Annotated in this window: 15 protein-coding genes; 13 read left to right on the top strand and 2 right to left on the bottom strand. The window is 62.8% G+C overall.

Annotated features, from left to right (window positions below; all coding sequences use genetic code 11):
- Window positions 1-178 precede the first annotated feature (178 nt).
- The gene (locus J0I42_RS06415; protein WP_291653905.1) at window positions 179-856 is read right to left on the bottom strand and encodes a helix-turn-helix domain-containing protein; all 678 of its coding nucleotides are present in this window, start codon (window positions 854-856) and stop codon (window positions 179-181) included.
- Window positions 857-1,061: 205 nt separating this feature from the next.
- Between J0I42_RS06415 and J0I42_RS06410 the strand changes: the two genes are divergently transcribed.
- The 12 genes from J0I42_RS06410 to J0I42_RS06355 all read left to right on the top strand — a co-directional run bounded on the left by J0I42_RS06410 (window position 1,062) and on the right by J0I42_RS06355 (window position 14,367).
- The gene (locus tag J0I42_RS06410) at window positions 1,062-2,738 is read left to right on the top strand and encodes an ABC transporter substrate-binding protein (RefSeq protein ID WP_291653903.1); all 1,677 of its coding nucleotides are present in this window, start codon (window positions 1,062-1,064) and stop codon (window positions 2,736-2,738) included.
- A gap of 119 nt (window positions 2,739-2,857) precedes the next feature.
- A complete protein-coding gene (locus J0I42_RS06405; RefSeq protein ID WP_291653901.1) occupies window positions 2,858-3,871 on the top strand; it encodes an ABC transporter permease in 1,014 nt (337 codons plus the stop codon).
- On the top strand, window positions 3,868-4,746 hold the full coding sequence (locus J0I42_RS06400; RefSeq protein WP_291653899.1) for an ABC transporter permease: 879 nt from the start codon (window positions 3,868-3,870) through the stop codon (window positions 4,744-4,746). The genes J0I42_RS06405 and J0I42_RS06400 overlap by 4 nt, the downstream gene beginning before the upstream one ends.
- Complete coding sequence (locus J0I42_RS06395; protein ID WP_291653897.1) at window positions 4,736-6,799, top strand: ABC transporter ATP-binding protein; 2,064 nt, start codon at window positions 4,736-4,738, stop codon at window positions 6,797-6,799. The genes J0I42_RS06400 and J0I42_RS06395 overlap by 11 nt, the downstream gene beginning before the upstream one ends.
- Window positions 6,800-6,849: 50 nt before the next feature.
- Entirely contained in the window at window positions 6,850-7,974 is a 1,125-nt protein-coding gene (locus J0I42_RS06390) for a M20 family metallopeptidase (protein WP_465247650.1), read from the top strand.
- Window positions 7,971-9,131, top strand: a complete 1,161-nt coding sequence (locus J0I42_RS06385) for a mandelate racemase/muconate lactonizing enzyme family protein (protein ID WP_291653893.1) — start codon at window positions 7,971-7,973, stop codon at window positions 9,129-9,131. The genes J0I42_RS06390 and J0I42_RS06385 overlap by 4 nt, the downstream gene beginning before the upstream one ends.
- A 42-nt stretch (window positions 9,132-9,173) precedes the next feature.
- Window positions 9,174-10,130, top strand: a complete 957-nt coding sequence (locus J0I42_RS06380) for an ornithine cyclodeaminase (protein WP_291654047.1) — start codon at window positions 9,174-9,176, stop codon at window positions 10,128-10,130.
- Window positions 10,131-10,373: 243 nt separating this feature from the next.
- The gene (locus J0I42_RS06375) at window positions 10,374-11,174 is read left to right on the top strand and encodes an ABC transporter substrate-binding protein (RefSeq protein WP_291653891.1); all 801 of its coding nucleotides are present in this window, start codon (window positions 10,374-10,376) and stop codon (window positions 11,172-11,174) included.
- Window positions 11,175-11,240: 66 nt separating this feature from the next.
- Window positions 11,241-11,954 carry an amino acid ABC transporter permease gene (locus J0I42_RS06370; protein WP_291653890.1) on the top strand — a complete coding sequence of 238 codons (714 nt, stop codon included), beginning with the start codon at window positions 11,241-11,243 and terminating at the stop codon, window positions 11,952-11,954.
- Window positions 11,954-12,658 (top strand): amino acid ABC transporter permease, encoded by a 705-nt coding sequence (locus tag J0I42_RS06365; RefSeq protein ID WP_291653887.1) that lies wholly within the window; start codon window positions 11,954-11,956, stop codon window positions 12,656-12,658. Before J0I42_RS06370 ends, J0I42_RS06365 begins: the two co-directional genes overlap by 1 nt.
- A complete protein-coding gene (locus tag J0I42_RS06360) occupies window positions 12,655-13,326 on the top strand; it encodes a helix-turn-helix domain-containing protein (protein WP_291653885.1) in 672 nt (223 codons plus the stop codon). Before J0I42_RS06365 ends, J0I42_RS06360 begins: the two co-directional genes overlap by 4 nt.
- Before the next feature lie 36 nt (window positions 13,327-13,362).
- Complete coding sequence (locus tag J0I42_RS06355) at window positions 13,363-14,367, top strand: 1-aminocyclopropane-1-carboxylate deaminase/D-cysteine desulfhydrase (RefSeq protein WP_291653883.1); 1,005 nt, start codon at window positions 13,363-13,365, stop codon at window positions 14,365-14,367.
- Window positions 14,368-14,379: 12 nt separating this feature from the next.
- Here J0I42_RS06355 and J0I42_RS06350 read toward each other — a convergent pair whose 3' ends face one another.
- Window positions 14,380-15,024, bottom strand: coding sequence for a GntR family transcriptional regulator (locus J0I42_RS06350; RefSeq protein WP_291653881.1), 645 nt, complete (start codon window positions 15,022-15,024; stop codon window positions 14,380-14,382).
- A 143-nt stretch (window positions 15,025-15,167) separates the two neighbouring features.
- Here J0I42_RS06350 and J0I42_RS06345 point away from each other — a divergent pair, with 143 nt between their 5' ends.
- Window positions 15,168-15,827: a flavin reductase family protein gene (locus J0I42_RS06345; RefSeq protein ID WP_291653879.1), complete on the top strand. Its 660-nt coding sequence runs from the start codon at window positions 15,168-15,170 to the stop codon at window positions 15,825-15,827.
- Window positions 15,828-15,877 lie beyond the last annotated feature (50 nt).

The following is a 15,877-nucleotide window of genomic DNA, read 5'->3' as shown; positions in this document are numbered from 1 at the left end:
TAGGGCCTACAGAACTCTGCCGAAGGTAGCCCCGTCTGGACGCAAGCCGCTAACGTGGCCAACCATCATGTTGTGTCCAACATGGCCGTGAAGCTGGTCATGCATCAGGTTGAGGCAGAGCCGCTCAGCGCGGAGCAGTCCTGCTACGACCGGGTATGCGCATGATGGGTAGCAAGAATTATTCTGCAATCACGAATAGAACCGTGGCCTCTTCGTCACCCTTGGTGACGAAGCAGTGGCCCATGTGCGCGTCGATATATGCAGCGTCGCCGGGACCAAGTTCCGTGGGAGCATAATGCTCGCTGTGCAAGATAACGCTGCCTTCGAGCACAAATATCAGCTCCTCTCCTTCGTGCCGATAAAACGGCGGTAACTTGCGCTCGCGCTGCGCTTTTATGCGGCTCCGAAACGGCAGCATACGCTTGTTGGCGAGGCCTGAGCAGAGCAGTTCATGGAAATGCTGCGGCGTCTCGTGGCGCTCGCCCATTCCGGCCGGAGTGATGGTGAAACGCCCCGTTGCCGCCGGCGCGCTCTTCGTCTGAAGGAGGTCGATCAGGTCGACCTCGAACCCGTGCGCGATCTTCTGCAGCAGGCCTATGGTCGGGGACATCTGGCTTGTCTCGATCTTCGCCAGGGTGGAGCGGCCGATGTCGAAATGCTTGGCGGCGGCTTCCAGTGTCCATTTGCGGTCACGGCGCAGGGCTCTGATCCGTGCGCCCACGTTCAGCGTCGCCGTTTCCGTTCCCACTGGCGTGAAGGACGTCGCCGGCAGTCGTGCGACGCGGGCTTGCGACTGGCTGGTCTTCAGGGCGCCCGTCGCCTTGTTCGTCGGGATACGCGCATCCATCGTCGCCATACCTTCCTTGTCTTGCCTTGTCGTGTCGTCCGAAACCGCTTGGCCTAAAGCCCGATTTTTCTCCTGAAAGCAACCCGGGCCCAATAAGGTCAAAAATAGCTCATTGACGGAAAAAGTATAGCAAGATAGCTTTATGCTCTTATAAGATACTTTTTATCCAGAAACCGGCCGTGAGTGCCGGGGCAGCGAAGGGCAGGAGTGCGGGATGGGTGAAGCCGGTGAGACTGATGTCCGCATTGCGCGATTAAAGGATGAGGTGGCGACGAAGGGGCTGGCGCGCCGCGAGTTTCTGCGCTGCGCCACCTTGCTGGGGGTCTCTTCGGCGGCCGCCTATGCCATGATCGGGCTCGTGGAGCCGATGTCGGCCTTGGCGCAAGCCAAGCCGCGCAAGGGCGGCAAGCTGCGTCTGGCCTTGCGCCTCGGCGATATTTCCGATCCGCACACCTATAGCTGGGGCCAGGACATGTTCGTGCGCTCCACGCTCGAACAGCTCACTCTCACCGGCACCGACAATGTCACTCGCCCCCTGCTTCTGGAGCGCTGGGAGGCGAGCCCTGATCTCAGGACCTGGACACTTCATGTCCGCAAGGGCGTTAAATGGTCGAATGGCCGCGACTTCGTGGCCGACGACGTGATCTGGAATCTGAAGCGAGCGCTCGATCCTGCCACCGGCTCCGCGACGGTCGGCCTCTTTTCCGGTTTCCTCATGGAGCAGTTCGATACCGGCCAGAAGGATGGGCAGGGCAAGGCCAAGATGAGCCACCGGCTCTGGGACGCCAATGCCATCGAGAAGGTCGATTCCCACACGGTGCGCCTCAATGGCCGCAATCCGCAGCTCACGGTTCCGGAAAATCTCTTCCACAAGCAGCTTTTCATGATGGCGCCGGAAGACGGCGGCAAGTTCAAGGTGGGCTCCGCCGTCACAGGCCCCTACGAGATCGCCGAATATCAGCAGGGCCAGCGCTGCGTGATGAAGGCACGTGCCGGATATTGGGGAGACGGTCCCTATATCCAGGAGCTGGAACTCATCGACCTTGGCGACGATCCCAACGCACACTTGGCGGCTCTGGCCTCGGGCCAGGTGGATGGGTGGCCCTGGCTCGACAACCTCACGCTCGATGCCGCCAAGCGCCTGCCGGAGATCGAGGTCTACGAGGCGCAGACGGCCAATACCGGTTCGGCGCGCATGCGTGTCACCGAAAAGCCCTTCGACGATGCGCGCGTGCGCCTCGCCATGCGCCTTGCGGTGGATGCTACCAAGGTGCTGGAGCTCGGCCTCGCCGGCCTCGGTTACACGGGCGAGCACCATTTCGTGTCCAAGGTCCACCCCGATTATGCCAAGGTCGAGCCGCTGAAGCGTGATATCGCGCGCGCGAAAAAGCTCTTGACGGAGGCCGGCCACCCCAACGGCATCGACGCCAAGATCTATCTGAAGTCGTCGCCCGCCTGGGAAAGTCAGGTGGTGCAGACGCTGATCGAGCAATGGAAGGAAGCCGGCATCCGGGTGCAGATGAACCCCGTGCCCGCTGCCCAATATTGGGAGATCTGGAAGAAGGTGCCGCTCGCCTTCACCGACTGGAATCACCGCCCGCTCGGTATCATGCTGCTGGGCCTGTGCTTCCGCACCGGCGGCTCCTGGAACGAATCCGGCTACTCCAATCCTGAGTTCGATAAGATCGTCACCCTCGCTGAGGGCACGCTTGACGTCGAGCAGCGCCGCAAGCACATGGCCGATCTTGAGAGGATCCTGCTCGAGGACGGGCCAGTAGTGCAGCCGATCTATCGCTCGATCTTCAGCGCCTATACCAAGCGCCTGAAGAATTTTACGATGCATCCGACCAATTACAACTACTTCAAGGACTATTGGCTGGAAGACGCCTGAGCCGGCGCTCGCTGCTTTGCTCGGTTGCCTTATGGAAGGGCGGCCGGGCTCGTTCCCGGCGAGTGCGCGCCTTGCGTTTCGTTCGCCGGCTCCAGTCGCGTGATCTTGGATAGTTGATCATGATCGCATTCGTGCTGCGGCGTCTAGCGTCCGCCGCTTTCACCATGCTCGTCGCGTCCTTCCTCGTCTTCGTGATGGTGGAGGCATCGCCGGGCAACGTCGCGCGCAAGACGCTCGGCCAGTTCGCCACCGACGAGCAGGTGCAGATATTGGCGGAGCGGCTCCAGCTCTCCGATCCCTTGCCGGCGCGCTACGGGCGCTGGCTTGGCGTCATAATGGGCCTGCGCAGCGATCCGCTGCAGAATCCCGCGCTTGGACTCAATTTCACCGATCCCCGGGGCGACCGGTATTTCGGCAATTTCGGCTTCTCCACGATGATGAAGACGCCGGTGGCCGATGTCATCTGGACGCGCCTGTCTCATTCCGCGACGCTCGCCGCACTTGCCTTCCTTACCTTTGTGCCCCTTGCCATCCTGCTCGGGACCGTGGCCGGCCTTCATGCGCATAGACCGCTGGATCGCGGCCTGACGACGCTGTCGACGGTCTTCGCCTCCATTCCCGAATTTGCGTCTGCCGTCATCCTGATGAGCATCTTCGTCGTCTGGCTCGGCTGGCTTCCGGGTACCAGCCCTCTACAAGTCGGCGGGCGCTGGTCCATTGCCTCCCAATACGTGCTGCCGGTGGCGGTGCTGACACTTTATGTCACAGCCTATGTCTCTCGCTTCGTGCGGGCCTCGATGATCGAGGTCATGGCGACCCCCTATATCCGCACCGCAACGCTGAAGGGGTTGTCGCGCCCGGCGATCGTGCTGCGTCATGCGTTCCGCAACGCCATGCTGACGCCGTTCACCGTGATCCTGCTCCAGATCAACTGGCTGATCAGCGGCGTCGTCGTCACCGAGGTCGTGTTCGCATATCCCGGTATCGGCCGCTTCCTGCTGGAGGCTGCGCTGTTCGGAGACATCGCAGTCATCGAGGCCGCGACGCTGATCGCCGTCTTCGTTGCCGTCACCACGCAGCTTCTCGGCGATCTCGGCTACATGCTCCTCAATCCCAGGATCCGGCTGTCATGAGCGCAGAAGCGACCTCTCCGCTCGTCCCCGCGGGGCCGCTCGCCGCCGCGCGCCGGTTTGGCCTGCATCGGCTGCGCGAATCCCGGACGCTCTGCATCGGCCTTGGCATCATCGTGTTCTGGGCGCTCGTCGCGCTCCTCGCCCCTCTGATCGCGCCGTCCGATCCCAATACGCAATACATGTCGGCGGTCGGCCATGCCCTGCCCTCCAAGACTCATTGGTTCGGGGCGGACCAGTTGCGGCGGGACATTTTCGCCCGCATCGTCTGGGGGGCACGGCCGGTGCTTGTCATCGCGCCGCTGGCGTTGATCTCGTCTTATATCATCGGCGTCGCGGCGGGTATGACCGCCGGCTATTTCGGCGGCTGGGTAGACGATGTTCTGTCCCGGGCCATCGATGTCCTGTTGTCCTTCCCCAAGATCGTCCTCTACGTCGTCCTCATCGCCTCCCTCGGCCCCTCGGCCTTCAACATCATGCTGGCGGTGATCTTCATCTCCAGTCCCGGCATCGCGCGGCTGGTGCGGGGTATTACCCTCGACCTGCGCACCCGAGATTTCGTGGCAGCGGCGCGTACGCGCGGCGAAAGCGCTCTCTTCATCATGCTGGTGGAGATCCTGCCCAATGCGCGTGGGCCGCTCATCGTCGATTTCTGCATGCGAATGGGCTACACGATCATCGCTATCGGGGTCCTTGGCTTCCTTGGCCTTGGTCTGCCGCCGCCCAATCCCGACTGGGGCGGCATGGTGCGCGAAGCCACCCCGATGCTCGTGGTCTATCCGCATATGGCGCTGTTTCCGGCGGCGGCGATCGTCACTCTCGTGATGGGCTTCAACCTGGTCGCAGATGGTTTGCAGGAGGTCGCCGATGCCTCCTGAAGCGCGGGCCGTACTGAGCGTCGAGGAACTCGAGATCCGCTATGCGGCAGGCAAGGGCGATGTGGTCGCCATCGCCGGAACCTCCTTCAGTCTGAAACGTGGCGAATGTTTCGGCCTCGTGGGGGAATCCGGCTGCGGCAAATCCACCATCGCCATGGCGATCATGCGTTGTCTCGGCAAGCGGGGCCGCATCTCCGGCGGCCGCATCCTGTTCGATGGGCAAGATCTCGCCGGCATATCGGCGCAGGAGCTGCGGGCTATCCGCGGCCGCCGTATCGCCATAGTCTATCAGGACGCCTCCACCGCATTGAACCCAACGATGACCATCGGCGCGCAGATGCGCGAGGTGCGACATGGCGAAAACGGTGAGGTGACGTCGCGCGAGCGCGCCGTCCAGATGCTGCGCGCAGTGGGACTTCCCGACCCCGAAGGCGCGATGCGGCGCTTCCCGCACCAGCTGTCCGGCGGCCAGCAGCAGCGCGTCGTCATCGCCATGGCCTTCCTGGCCGAACCCGACCTTCTCATCCTGGACGAGCCGACGACCGCCCTCGACGTCACTGTAGAGGCGCAGATCGTGGACCTACTCATGCACATGCGCGCGGTGCGCGGCACGACCATGCTGTTCATTTCCCACAATCTTGGCCTCGTGCGGCGCATGTGTGACCGGGTGGGGGTAATGTATGCGGGGCAGATCGTGGAGCAGGGCCTCACCGAGGCGATCCTAGGGGCGCCCCGCCACCCCTATACTCGTGGCCTTCTCGCCTGCATTCCGCGCCTCGATCGCGGCCGCGCCGCCTATCGCCTGAAATCCATCGCTGGCCGAGTGCCCCGGCTCGTCGACCTGCCGCAGACCTGTACCTTCATCGACCGATGCGCCCATGCGCAGGCGAGCATCTGCGGCCGACCGATCGCCGTGGAGCGGACCCCGGACGGTTCCGACATCCGCTGTAACCGCTGGCCGCAGGTTCCTGCCGAGGAAGCGGCGTACCAGTCCACGAGCGGAGGCGCATCTTTCGCCCTCAACGCGCCGGCACCAAAGGGCGCAGCCGTGCTCAGCCTAGACCAGGTTTCGAAAACCTATGCGATCGGGCGGCTCCTCGGTCGGCCCATTGCTAGCATTCGCGCTAACGAAGCGGTGAGCTTCGATCTGCATGCGGGGGAGACCCTGGGCATCGTAGGGGAATCCGGCTGCGGGAAATCCACCCTTGCGCGCATCATAATGGGGCTCGAGGTGCCGAGCGGCGGACGCATCACCCTTCTTGGCAGCGACGTCACTGGACAGGTCACGAGCCGGCGCACCCGCGACCAGATACGCAACGTTCAGATGGTGTTCCAGAACCCGGACACCACCCTCAACCCTTCCCACAGCGTTGGCTTCATCCTGGATCGGGCGGTAAAGAAGCTTGGCAGCGCCCGCACGGCGCGGGAGCGACAGGCCGAAGTGCGGCGTCTGCTCGATCTCGTGCGACTGCCTCACGATGTGCTGCAGATGTCAGCCGCTCGCTTGTCGGGAGGGCAGAAGCAGCGCATTGCCGTAGCGCGCGCCTTCGCCGGCCGGCCGAGTCTCGTCGTCGCCGACGAGCCCACGTCTGCCCTCGACACCTCGGTGAAGACAGCCATCCTCGAGCTGCTGCTCGCCGCGCAGAAGGATTCTGACACCGCGCTCATCTTCATCTCCCACGATCTCTCGGTGGTGCGCTATGTCGCTGACCGGGTGGCGGTGATGTATGGCGGGCGCATCGTCGAGATGGGCGAAGCCGTGCAGGTCTTCTCGCCGCCCTTCCATCCCTATTGCGAGGCGCTGCTGTCGTCGGTGCCGGGCCTCGACAATCCGTCGCCGGCCAGGCCGCCGCTCGCCGGCGAAGTGGGTGCGCAGGCGCTCAATGGGCAGGGCTGCGCCTTCGCCCCGCGCTGCCCGCGGGTCATCGAAGGGCATTGCCGGCAGACGGTGCCGCCGCTGCGCCGGCCGGCGGCCGGCCACGAGATCCTCTGCCATCACTCCGTGGAGGACCTGCGCGGCGGGACCTTCGTCCCTGCGAGGAACGCGTCGTGACAGAAGCCTTGCAAGCCATTCACGCCTGGCTCGCCGAACAGAAGCTAGCCATGATTACGCTCCTGGAAGAGCTCGTAAATATCGATTCCGGCTCCTACGACAAGGAGGGTGTCGACGAGGTCGGCAGTCGCTTGCGCCGATTCCTCGATGGGCACGGGCTACGAACGCGGCTCCTGCCGAAGCAGCACCATGGCGACGTGCTGCGCGCCGATCTCAATGGCGGCCCGGAGGGGCCTCCCATCGTGTTGATGGGGCATCGCGACACCGTTTTCCCCAAGGGAGAGGCGGCGCGTCGCCCGTTCCGCATCAAGGGTAAGCGCGCCTACGGGCCTGGGGTCTGCGACATGAAGGGCGGGCTCGTTCAGAACGCCTTCGTCATGGCCGCCTTCCAGCACCTCGGCATCGGGATCGCGCCGCTCGTCCTCCTCGCCACCAGCGACGAGGAAATCGGCACGCCGGAATGCCGGGAGGATATCGAGGCGATGACACGCGGCGCCAGAGCAGCGCTGAATGCGGAACCCGGTCGACCCAGCGGCAATGTCGTCACCGGCCGGCGCGGCGGGGTCTTCATGCGCGTTCGCGTTACCGGCAAGGCGGCTCATTCCGGCGGCAACTATCGCGAGGGCATCTCGGCGATCGGTGATCTCGCCCACAAGATCACCGCGCTCCATGCCCTGTCGAACCCGGACGAAGGCTATACGCTGAATGTCGGCCTCGTGTCCGGCGGCATGTCGCTCAACACGATCGCGTCGGACGCCGAGGCGAGCTTCGACCTGCGCTTCACACAGGAGACCCAGCGCATCGAGATGATGCGAAAGGTGGAAGCCATCGTGGCGGAGGCGAAGGTTCCCGGCGCACGGGCGGAGCTGACGATCCTCGGCGAATTCTGCGCCATGGAGCCGAGCCCCGCCTCCGCCGCCCTGTTCGAGACCTATCGCGCAGCGGCGGCTCAGGTCGGCCTTGCGGTGGGCGGGGATTACTCCATGGGATGCGCCGATTCCGGCTTCGCTGCCTATGTGGGCTGCCCGACGCTCTGCGGCACAGGTCCTATCGGCTGGGAAGCGCACACCGCCAACGAATATCTCGACCTCGACAGCCTGGTGCCGCGCGCGCAGGCGCTGGCGCTCACGATCGCCCGTCTCGGGCGGTCACCTCTTCCGGAGCCGGTTTCATGAAGATCGAACAAGCAGATATTTATCTCGCCCCAACTGGCAATCGCCGCGCGGTGCTGTTGGAGCTCACCACCGATACCGGCATCACCGGCATCGGCGAGGCTGGCGTCGCATACGGTATCGGCGACCGGGCGGCGGCGGCCATGCTCGGCGACATGATCACGCGCCATGTCCTCGGACGCGATCCGGCGAAGATCGGCGCAATCTGGCACGACATCTACGATCTATCCTTCTGGACCCGAAATGGCGGAGCTATCAGCTATGCGGCGCTCAGTGCCATCGAGCATGCCTTGTGGGACATCAAGGGCAAGGCAGCGGGGCTGCCGGTCCATGAGTTGTTCGGCGGCGCCATGCGCGAGGAACTGTCGGTCTATGCAAACGGCTGGTGGATCGGCTGCGATACACCTGATGACTATGCCCGAGCCGGCGTGGAGACCGTGGCGCGCGGCTTTTCGGGCCTGAAATTCTATCCCCTCGGTCTCGCCGATCCGGTCAGCGTCGTGCGCCACCCTATGCGGCGCTCCCTCGACGCCCGCTTCATTCCCCTCGTCTGCGATCGCGTCGTGGCTCTGCGTGAAGCGGTGGGGCCGTCCGTGGAAATTATGCTCGATTTCGGCGGGGGGCTGACCACCGACCAGGTGCTGCGCATCTGCCGCAGGATCGAGCATCTCGACGTGCTGTTCATTGAGGAGGCAGTGGACCCCTCGTCCCCTGAGGCGATGGCCCGCGTCGCTGCCGGCACCTCGATCGCCATGGCAGCGGGGGAACGTTGCCAAGGCCGCGCCGCCTTCGAGCGCATCATGCGCCTCGATGCGATCGCCATCGCGCAGCCGGACATCTGCAACACCGGCGGGTTGATGGAGGCGCGGATGATCGCCGGGATGGCGGAGGCGAATAACCTTCGCGTCGCGCCGCACAATTACGGCAGTACGCTCGCTACCGCAATTTCGGCCCAGCTCTCGGCCGTCATCCCCAATTTCATGGTCCTCGAATACTTCCCCGATTACGACCGCGAACCCGCCTACCTCGAAGTGCTTGAGAATCCTCTCGAACCCACCGTCCGGAACGGCGCGATGCCCGTTCCCACCGGCGCTGGCCTCGGTGTGTCTCTCGACCATGCGGCGCTCCGCCCGCACCACCACGCCAACTACCAAGTCTGAACCCATATCCATCCGATAGAGTCTAGGAGAGTTCCTGTGCAGATGATCGATGCCGCCCGTGTCCACCAGTTGCTCGGTTATGAGGGGCTGGTCGAGGCGTTGCGAAAGGCTCATCTCGGCGAGATGCCCAAGATGTCCGACCGGCACATCTACGAAGAGGCGCATGCGGACGGCCGACCCGACATCTTCATCCTGTTGCCGGCGTGGGAGCCCGAGGAGGGCATGTTGGTGAAGCTCGTCACCTCTTTCCCACGCAACAAGGAACGACACGGCATATCCACCGTGAACTCCATCTATGCCTTCATCAATGGCGAGACGGGAGTGACCGAGGCGATCATCGACGGTGAGGCGGTCATCTTTCGCAAGACCTCCGCTGATTCCGCTCTCGGCGCCAGCATATTGGCGCGCAAGGACGCAAAGACGTTATTGATGGTGGGGGCGGGCGGCCTCGCGCCCTATCTGGTGCGCGCGCATATGAGCGTGCGCCCTGGCATCGAGCGCGTACTGATCTGGAACCGCTCTCCCCTGCCGGCCGAACGCCTGACGGCACAGTTGCGGAATGAGGGCATTCCTGCCGTGGTCGCGCCGGATCTCGACACGGCCATTCCCCAGGCGGATATCCTATCCTCAGCGACCATGGCTGAGGAGCCGATCATCAAGGGCCGGCTTCTGAAGCCCGGAGCCCATGTGGATCTTGTGGGCTCGTTCACGCCCGAGATGCGCGAGGCCGACGACGACGTGATCCGACGCAGCGCCATCTTCGTCGACCATCGTCAGACGACCGAACGCTCCGGCGAGTTCACCCGACCCTATGCAGCAGGCCTGATCACCCCTTCCGATGTCAGGGGCGATCTGTTCGCTCTATGCCAGGGCCGGATCCCTGGCCGCACTTCTGCGGACGAGATCACGATGATGAAGAACGGCGGCGGAAGTCATATCGACTATTTTGTCGCGAAGTATGTGATGGAGCAGCATAAGCGCACGATGTCGGGCGCCTGAGCCGGCGGCCCGCCTCCCCTCCGCTCAGCCCATCTACATGGGTATACAAAAATTTTGTAGACTCAAAAAAATTTGTTGGTAATTCATATCCGACGCGCTCGGGTTCCGTTGCGGTGGCATGCGGTCTCTCCGGTTCGAAGCGCGGACGCGCCGGGGCGACCTAGCAAATGCTCGGAGCTCTGCGGTTTCTCGGCTGGCCCCGTCGGGGGGCAGCTTGCGGGTCAGGCAAAAAGGGGAAGGGCAATGAAGCGATATGTGAAGGCGGCGGCATTGGCGCTGGGTCTTGTCGGGCTGCTTTGCGTGCAGGCCAGTGCCCAGGCGACCGATATGAGCATGGATAACATCCTGCAGCGCGGTGAGCTGCGCGTGGGAGTGCAGACGCAAGGCGCTCCCGTCAGCTTCGTCAACAAGAAGGGCGAGCGCACAGGTCTCGCGATCGACATCGCGAAGATGATGGCGAAGGACCTCGGTGTGAAACTGGTGCTGCAGGACTACGACTGGAAGGGGCTCATCCCCGCTCTGCTTGCAGGAAAATTCGACCTCATCGCTGCCGATATGACGCCTACTCCGGAACGCACTGCGGCGCTTCTGTTCTCGAAGCCATTTTTCTACCAGCAGACGGTGGCGTTCACCACGAAAGACAAGCCGTTCAAATCCTGGGAGGAGTTGAACCAGCCAGGCCTGAATATTGGCGCCGTCCAGGGCGGCACCTATGTCACTGCGGTGAAGGATTTCCTGCCCCGCGCCACGGTCAAGGAGTTCGCAAGCGGCCCCACCGTGGCGCAAGCCCTCTCCGCCGGGCGCATCGATGGCGCGCTGTCCGATCTCGGCAACGTACGCGGATACACCAACGATTACGACAATCTCAAACTGCTCGACGGTGTGATCACCCGCGAACCGCTAGCCTTCGCGACCCGCAAGGAGAACGTTCATCTGAAGTTCTGGATGGATAACTACGTCGAACTCATCTCCGCCAACCGCAAGCTGGACCACCTGCTCGAATATTGGTGGAACACCACCGCCTGGCAGGTCGATCACAAGTAAGGCCGACAAAGAAGTCCGGCCCCGACTTGTTGCCGGTATCAAAAAACTACGCGGGCGGGGTGCAGGATGCTGGATCAGATCCTGGCAGGCATCGTATCGATCTATAATTACAGGATCGTCGCGCAATACGTTGACGAGTTCATGCGTGGCGGAGCCAATACGATCATGGCGGCAGCGGCAAGTCTCGCCCTGTCCATCGCCCTCGGTTTCTTGGTCGCGCTTACGCGTCTGTATGGAAGCCGTATTCTTACCGCGGCCATGTGGAATTATACCCAAATCATCCGGTCGACGCCGCTACTGATCCAGATCTACATCGTCTATTTCGGCCTGCCGCTTCTGATCCCGCCTGCCGGCAAGTGGCCGGAGATCGTGCTCGGCATCATCGCCCTGACGATCCATACGACGCCCTATATGGCCGAGATCATTCGTTCCGGTATCGTCTCGGTGCCCCGCGGTCAACGCGAAGGCGCAATCGCTCTCGGTCTCAGTCCAGCCCAGCAATATCGTCTCGTGATCTTGCCGCAAGCGTTCGCGAAGACTTTGCCGCCGCTGCTGGGTCAAGCCGCGATTCTTGTAAAGGATACCTCGCTCCTGTCGTTGATCACCGTATTTGACATCCTGAGCGCAGGCATGCTGCTCAACAGCGAGCGGATCAAGCCGAACGAAGGTTTTCTGTCGGTCGCGATAATCTATCTTCTCATCTATCTCGTCCTTCTTGTCCTCTCGCGGGCAGCGCAGCGGCGGCTTGCGGGCGGTGTCGCCGGCGGGAGAGCTGCCTGATGCAGCGCTATGCCGATGTCTTCGCCGCCGTCGCGCCGTTCTTGCTGCAGGGGTTCCTTGAGACCTTATGGCTCTCGCTGCTCGGCGTGGTCTGGGGGTCGCTTCTCGGCACCGTCCTCGGCGTCGTGCGTGGTCAGCAGTTTCGCGGTTTTTCCGCGGCAATCGGAGCCTATCTCCATCTGCTGCGCGGCACGCCGTTCTTGGTGCAACTCTACATCGCCTATTTCGTATTGCCGAATACCGGCGTTTCCTGGCTGAAATGGAATTCCCAAACAGCGGCGATTGTCAGCCTTGGTATCTATACGTCGAGCTACGTTACCGAGATCGTCAGCTCGGCGATCCGCGCAATTCCCCGTGGCCAGTGGGAGGCCTCCTTTGCTGTTGGTCTCACCACGATCCAGACGCTGCGCCTCGTCATCCTGCCGCAATCCGTCGCGCTCGTCCTGCCGTCGCTCGGCGGCGTCTATGTCAACCTCATCAAGGCCACGTCGATCGTCTCGGTGGTCGGTATCGCCGAACTGACGCGGCAGGCGGAAATAGCGATCTTGCGGTTTCCCGCCAGCGTTCTCTACATCTACGGGCTGGTCGCGCTGCTCTACTTCCTGTTCTGTTTTCCGGTCCTAATGGTCGTCGATGAGCTGGAGCGGAGGTCGAGGGCAAAGGGCGCCGGCAACGGAAACGCAGAAGCTGGAGCTAGCAGATGACCCGGACAGATGTCGAAAAGTGGGGGCCGTTCGGCTCCCATGTCCGGCTGATGGATACGCTGGTCGCGCAGTTCGGCAACAATTGCCAAGTCTCCCTTTACGATCTGCGCCCGGGTATCCCGACCCTGGTCGCCGTCGCTGGCTCGGTGATGGACGTCGCCATCGGCTCGCGCCTGGCACCGGCCCTCGTTCCTCGCCTCAACGCTGCAACGGGCGAAAGCTCCGGCAAGTCGCTCTTCACTTCTGCAACACCCGATGGGCGCCGGCTCAGTACCTCGCTCACCGTTATTGACGATCCAGCCTCCGGCCAGCCTATCGGTTGTCTGAAAATCGACCTTTGCATCGAGAACTTGATCTCTAGCATCGACGTGCTGCAGACATTCTGCAATTTCGGTCCAGCTCGGCCAGCTCCAGCGGGCTCTATCGACGACATCGGAGAAACCGTCGATACGCTCATCGCCCAGGTGCTGAGCGGCCGTAGCAATCCTCGTAGTGTCGCGGGCAAGGCACATCGCATGGAGATCGTGGAAAGATTGGACGAGCGCGGCGTCTTCCTGGTCAAGGGAGCGATCGACATCGTTGCCGGCAAGCTCAACGTCTCCAAGTACACGCTCTACAATTATCTCGATCAGATCAAGAAAAGGGGCAGCCCGCCCTCGTTCCGCTAAGTGCGGATACCGGTCGAGATCAATCGAAGAGGCGACATGTCCGAAATCAAAGCCCCCCGCTTCAAACTGCTTGAAGCCGAAACGCCGCTGCGCCGCTTGACACGTCTCGAGGAACGTCTCGATCGCCGTCTGCTCTATGTGAAGCGCGACGACCAGATGGAGATCGGCATGGGCGGCAACAAGCTGCGCAGCCTGGAATTCTGGCTCGGCGCCGCGATCGCCGAGAGTGCGGATATCGTGCTCGTTGCCGGCGGGCCGATGTCGAACCAATGCCGCCTTACCGCCGCCGCCGCTGCCGTGGCGGGGCTCGACTGCATCGTGTTCCACAATGCGCGCGAACACGAGGAAAGCCGCCGTGCCTCGTTCCTGAACGGATTATTCGGGGCGCAGGTGCGTTTTCTTGGACCCGTCGACGAGACGCGGCGCGCCATCATGGTGGAGGACGCCGCTGCGGAGCTGCGGCGACAGGGCCGCCGACCCTATGTCGTCGGTGACGCGATCATCGGCGCCCTCGGCTATGTTGCGGCAGCGGGCGAGCTTCACCGTCAGTCGCGAGAACTCGACCATCCGATTCGGCATGTGGTCCTGCCTGGCTCCATGGGGCCGACTGAAGCGGGCTTCATCTTCGGCAATGCGCTACAGGACGATCCGTTCGAAATCCATCTCGTGAGCGTCGAATACGGTCAAGCCGATCTTGCCGCGCGGATCGCGCGCATCTATGGCGACCTTGCCGCTCATACCGGCTTATTCGTCGCTGATCTCAATAACCTGCCGATCCATTATCACATGGATTATCTGGGGCCGGGCTACGGCGAACCGACACTGGCTTCCGAGGAGGCAATTCTGACGCTCGCGCGTACCGAAGGCATCCTCCTGGAACATGTCTATACCGCCAAGACGTTCGCCGGGTTCATCGATATGGCTCTTCGCGGCCGGTTTCCGGCGGGAGAACCGGCCTGCGTCATTCATACTGGCGGCACGGCGTCTCTTTTCTCTCAATTCCACTTGTTCCGGCAGGGCATCACGGTGGCCGGCCAGTGACAGCTTCGACATTTAATTGGGCGAGGTGGCCATCCTCGCCACGACCGAAAGAGCGAACTCGACCAGGTAGCTGTTGAGCGCCTGGGAGGCCGCGCCGGCCTCGGGCGCGTCTCGAGCCAGGATCGCCTGCAGGATGTCGTGGTGCAGCCGCTTGCCATGGGCGATCTCGGCCTGCTCGTCGCGGACATGCATGATCCAGAACCGGCGTGACAAGGTCTGCAACGGCACCATCAACGCTTCCAGATAGGGATTGTGCGCGGCCTGGATGATCAGGGCGTGAGTCTGGCGCACGGTCTCGGAATAGCTGTGGAGATCAAACCCGCCGGACAGGGTCGCTTTCAGCGCAGCGATCTCCTCGATGTCTTTCTCGGTCGCCCGGCGGCAAGCGAGCCCGACTGCGAGCACCTCGACGGCCCGGCGAACCTCAAGGCCGCTGAGCTGGTCTTCGACGGAGATAGCCGGGATTTCGATGCCCTTGTTGGGGTGGATGCGCAGCATATGGTTGAGGGCGAGGCGCTGAATCGCTTCCCGCACCGGGGTGCGGCCGAGGCCGGTCGCTTCCATCAAGCCGCGCTCGGACACCATCGAGCCGGGCTTGAGCTCGCCCTGCTCGATCAGGCGCTGCAAGGCGGCGACCGCCTGTTCCGATTGATTCATCCGCTTCTAGCTCAGCTGCCTCCGGCCACGAGGCGATTCCGTTTCTTATCCGATAGCTGATTCCATGGGCTTTCCAAACCGCTGTCCATCCGATATATCGGTGACATATTATCAAAATCCACAAGACTCCGGAACGCGACGTCATGAAGTATTCGCCCTCCATCGAGCCGAGCCCGCTGCCTTTCTCGCCCTTCAAAAGCTGCACTGTGCCGCGGCCGATCGGCTGGTTGTCCAGCGTCAGTGCGGCGGGCGTCGAGAACATCGCGCCCTACAGCCAGTGGCAGAACCTGACCTTCGATCCGCCGATGGTGATGTTCTCGGCCAACCAGTACCCGGACGGGCGCCGCAAGGACACGGTGCTCAACGCCGAGGAGACCGGTTGGTTCGTCTGGAACATGGCGACCTATGACCTGCGCGAGGCGGTCAACCTGAGCGCGATGGCACTGCCGCCCGAGGAAAGCGAGTTCGACCGCCTGAACGTGACGCGTGAATATGCAGACAATGCTCGCATCCCGATGGTGAAGGAAAGCCCGGTCAAGTTCGAATGCCGGTACCTCGGCACGCACCGCCTGAAGGGCAATTCAGCGGTCGGCACCATCGATATCGTCTTCGCGCAGGTCGAGACGATCCATATCGACGATCGCTTCATCACGCGCGAAGGCAAGCTCGACATTCCCGCGATCAAGCCGATCGCCCGCCTTGGTTACTTCGACTACACGGTCGTGAAAGACGTCTTCGAAATGCGCGTGCCGGGGGCCGATGCCGATGCCCGGTTCGGCCTCGAAGGCCGTGCCGCCGGCTGAGGCTGCGCCGACCTCCCCATCGATTGCGTCAACATCAATAAAATGAGGGG

The organism is Allobosea sp. (genome assembly GCF_017308015.1).
GTDB lineage: Bacteria > Pseudomonadota > Alphaproteobacteria > Rhizobiales > Beijerinckiaceae > Allobosea.
This window is presented reverse-complemented; position numbering and strand designations above follow the sequence as displayed.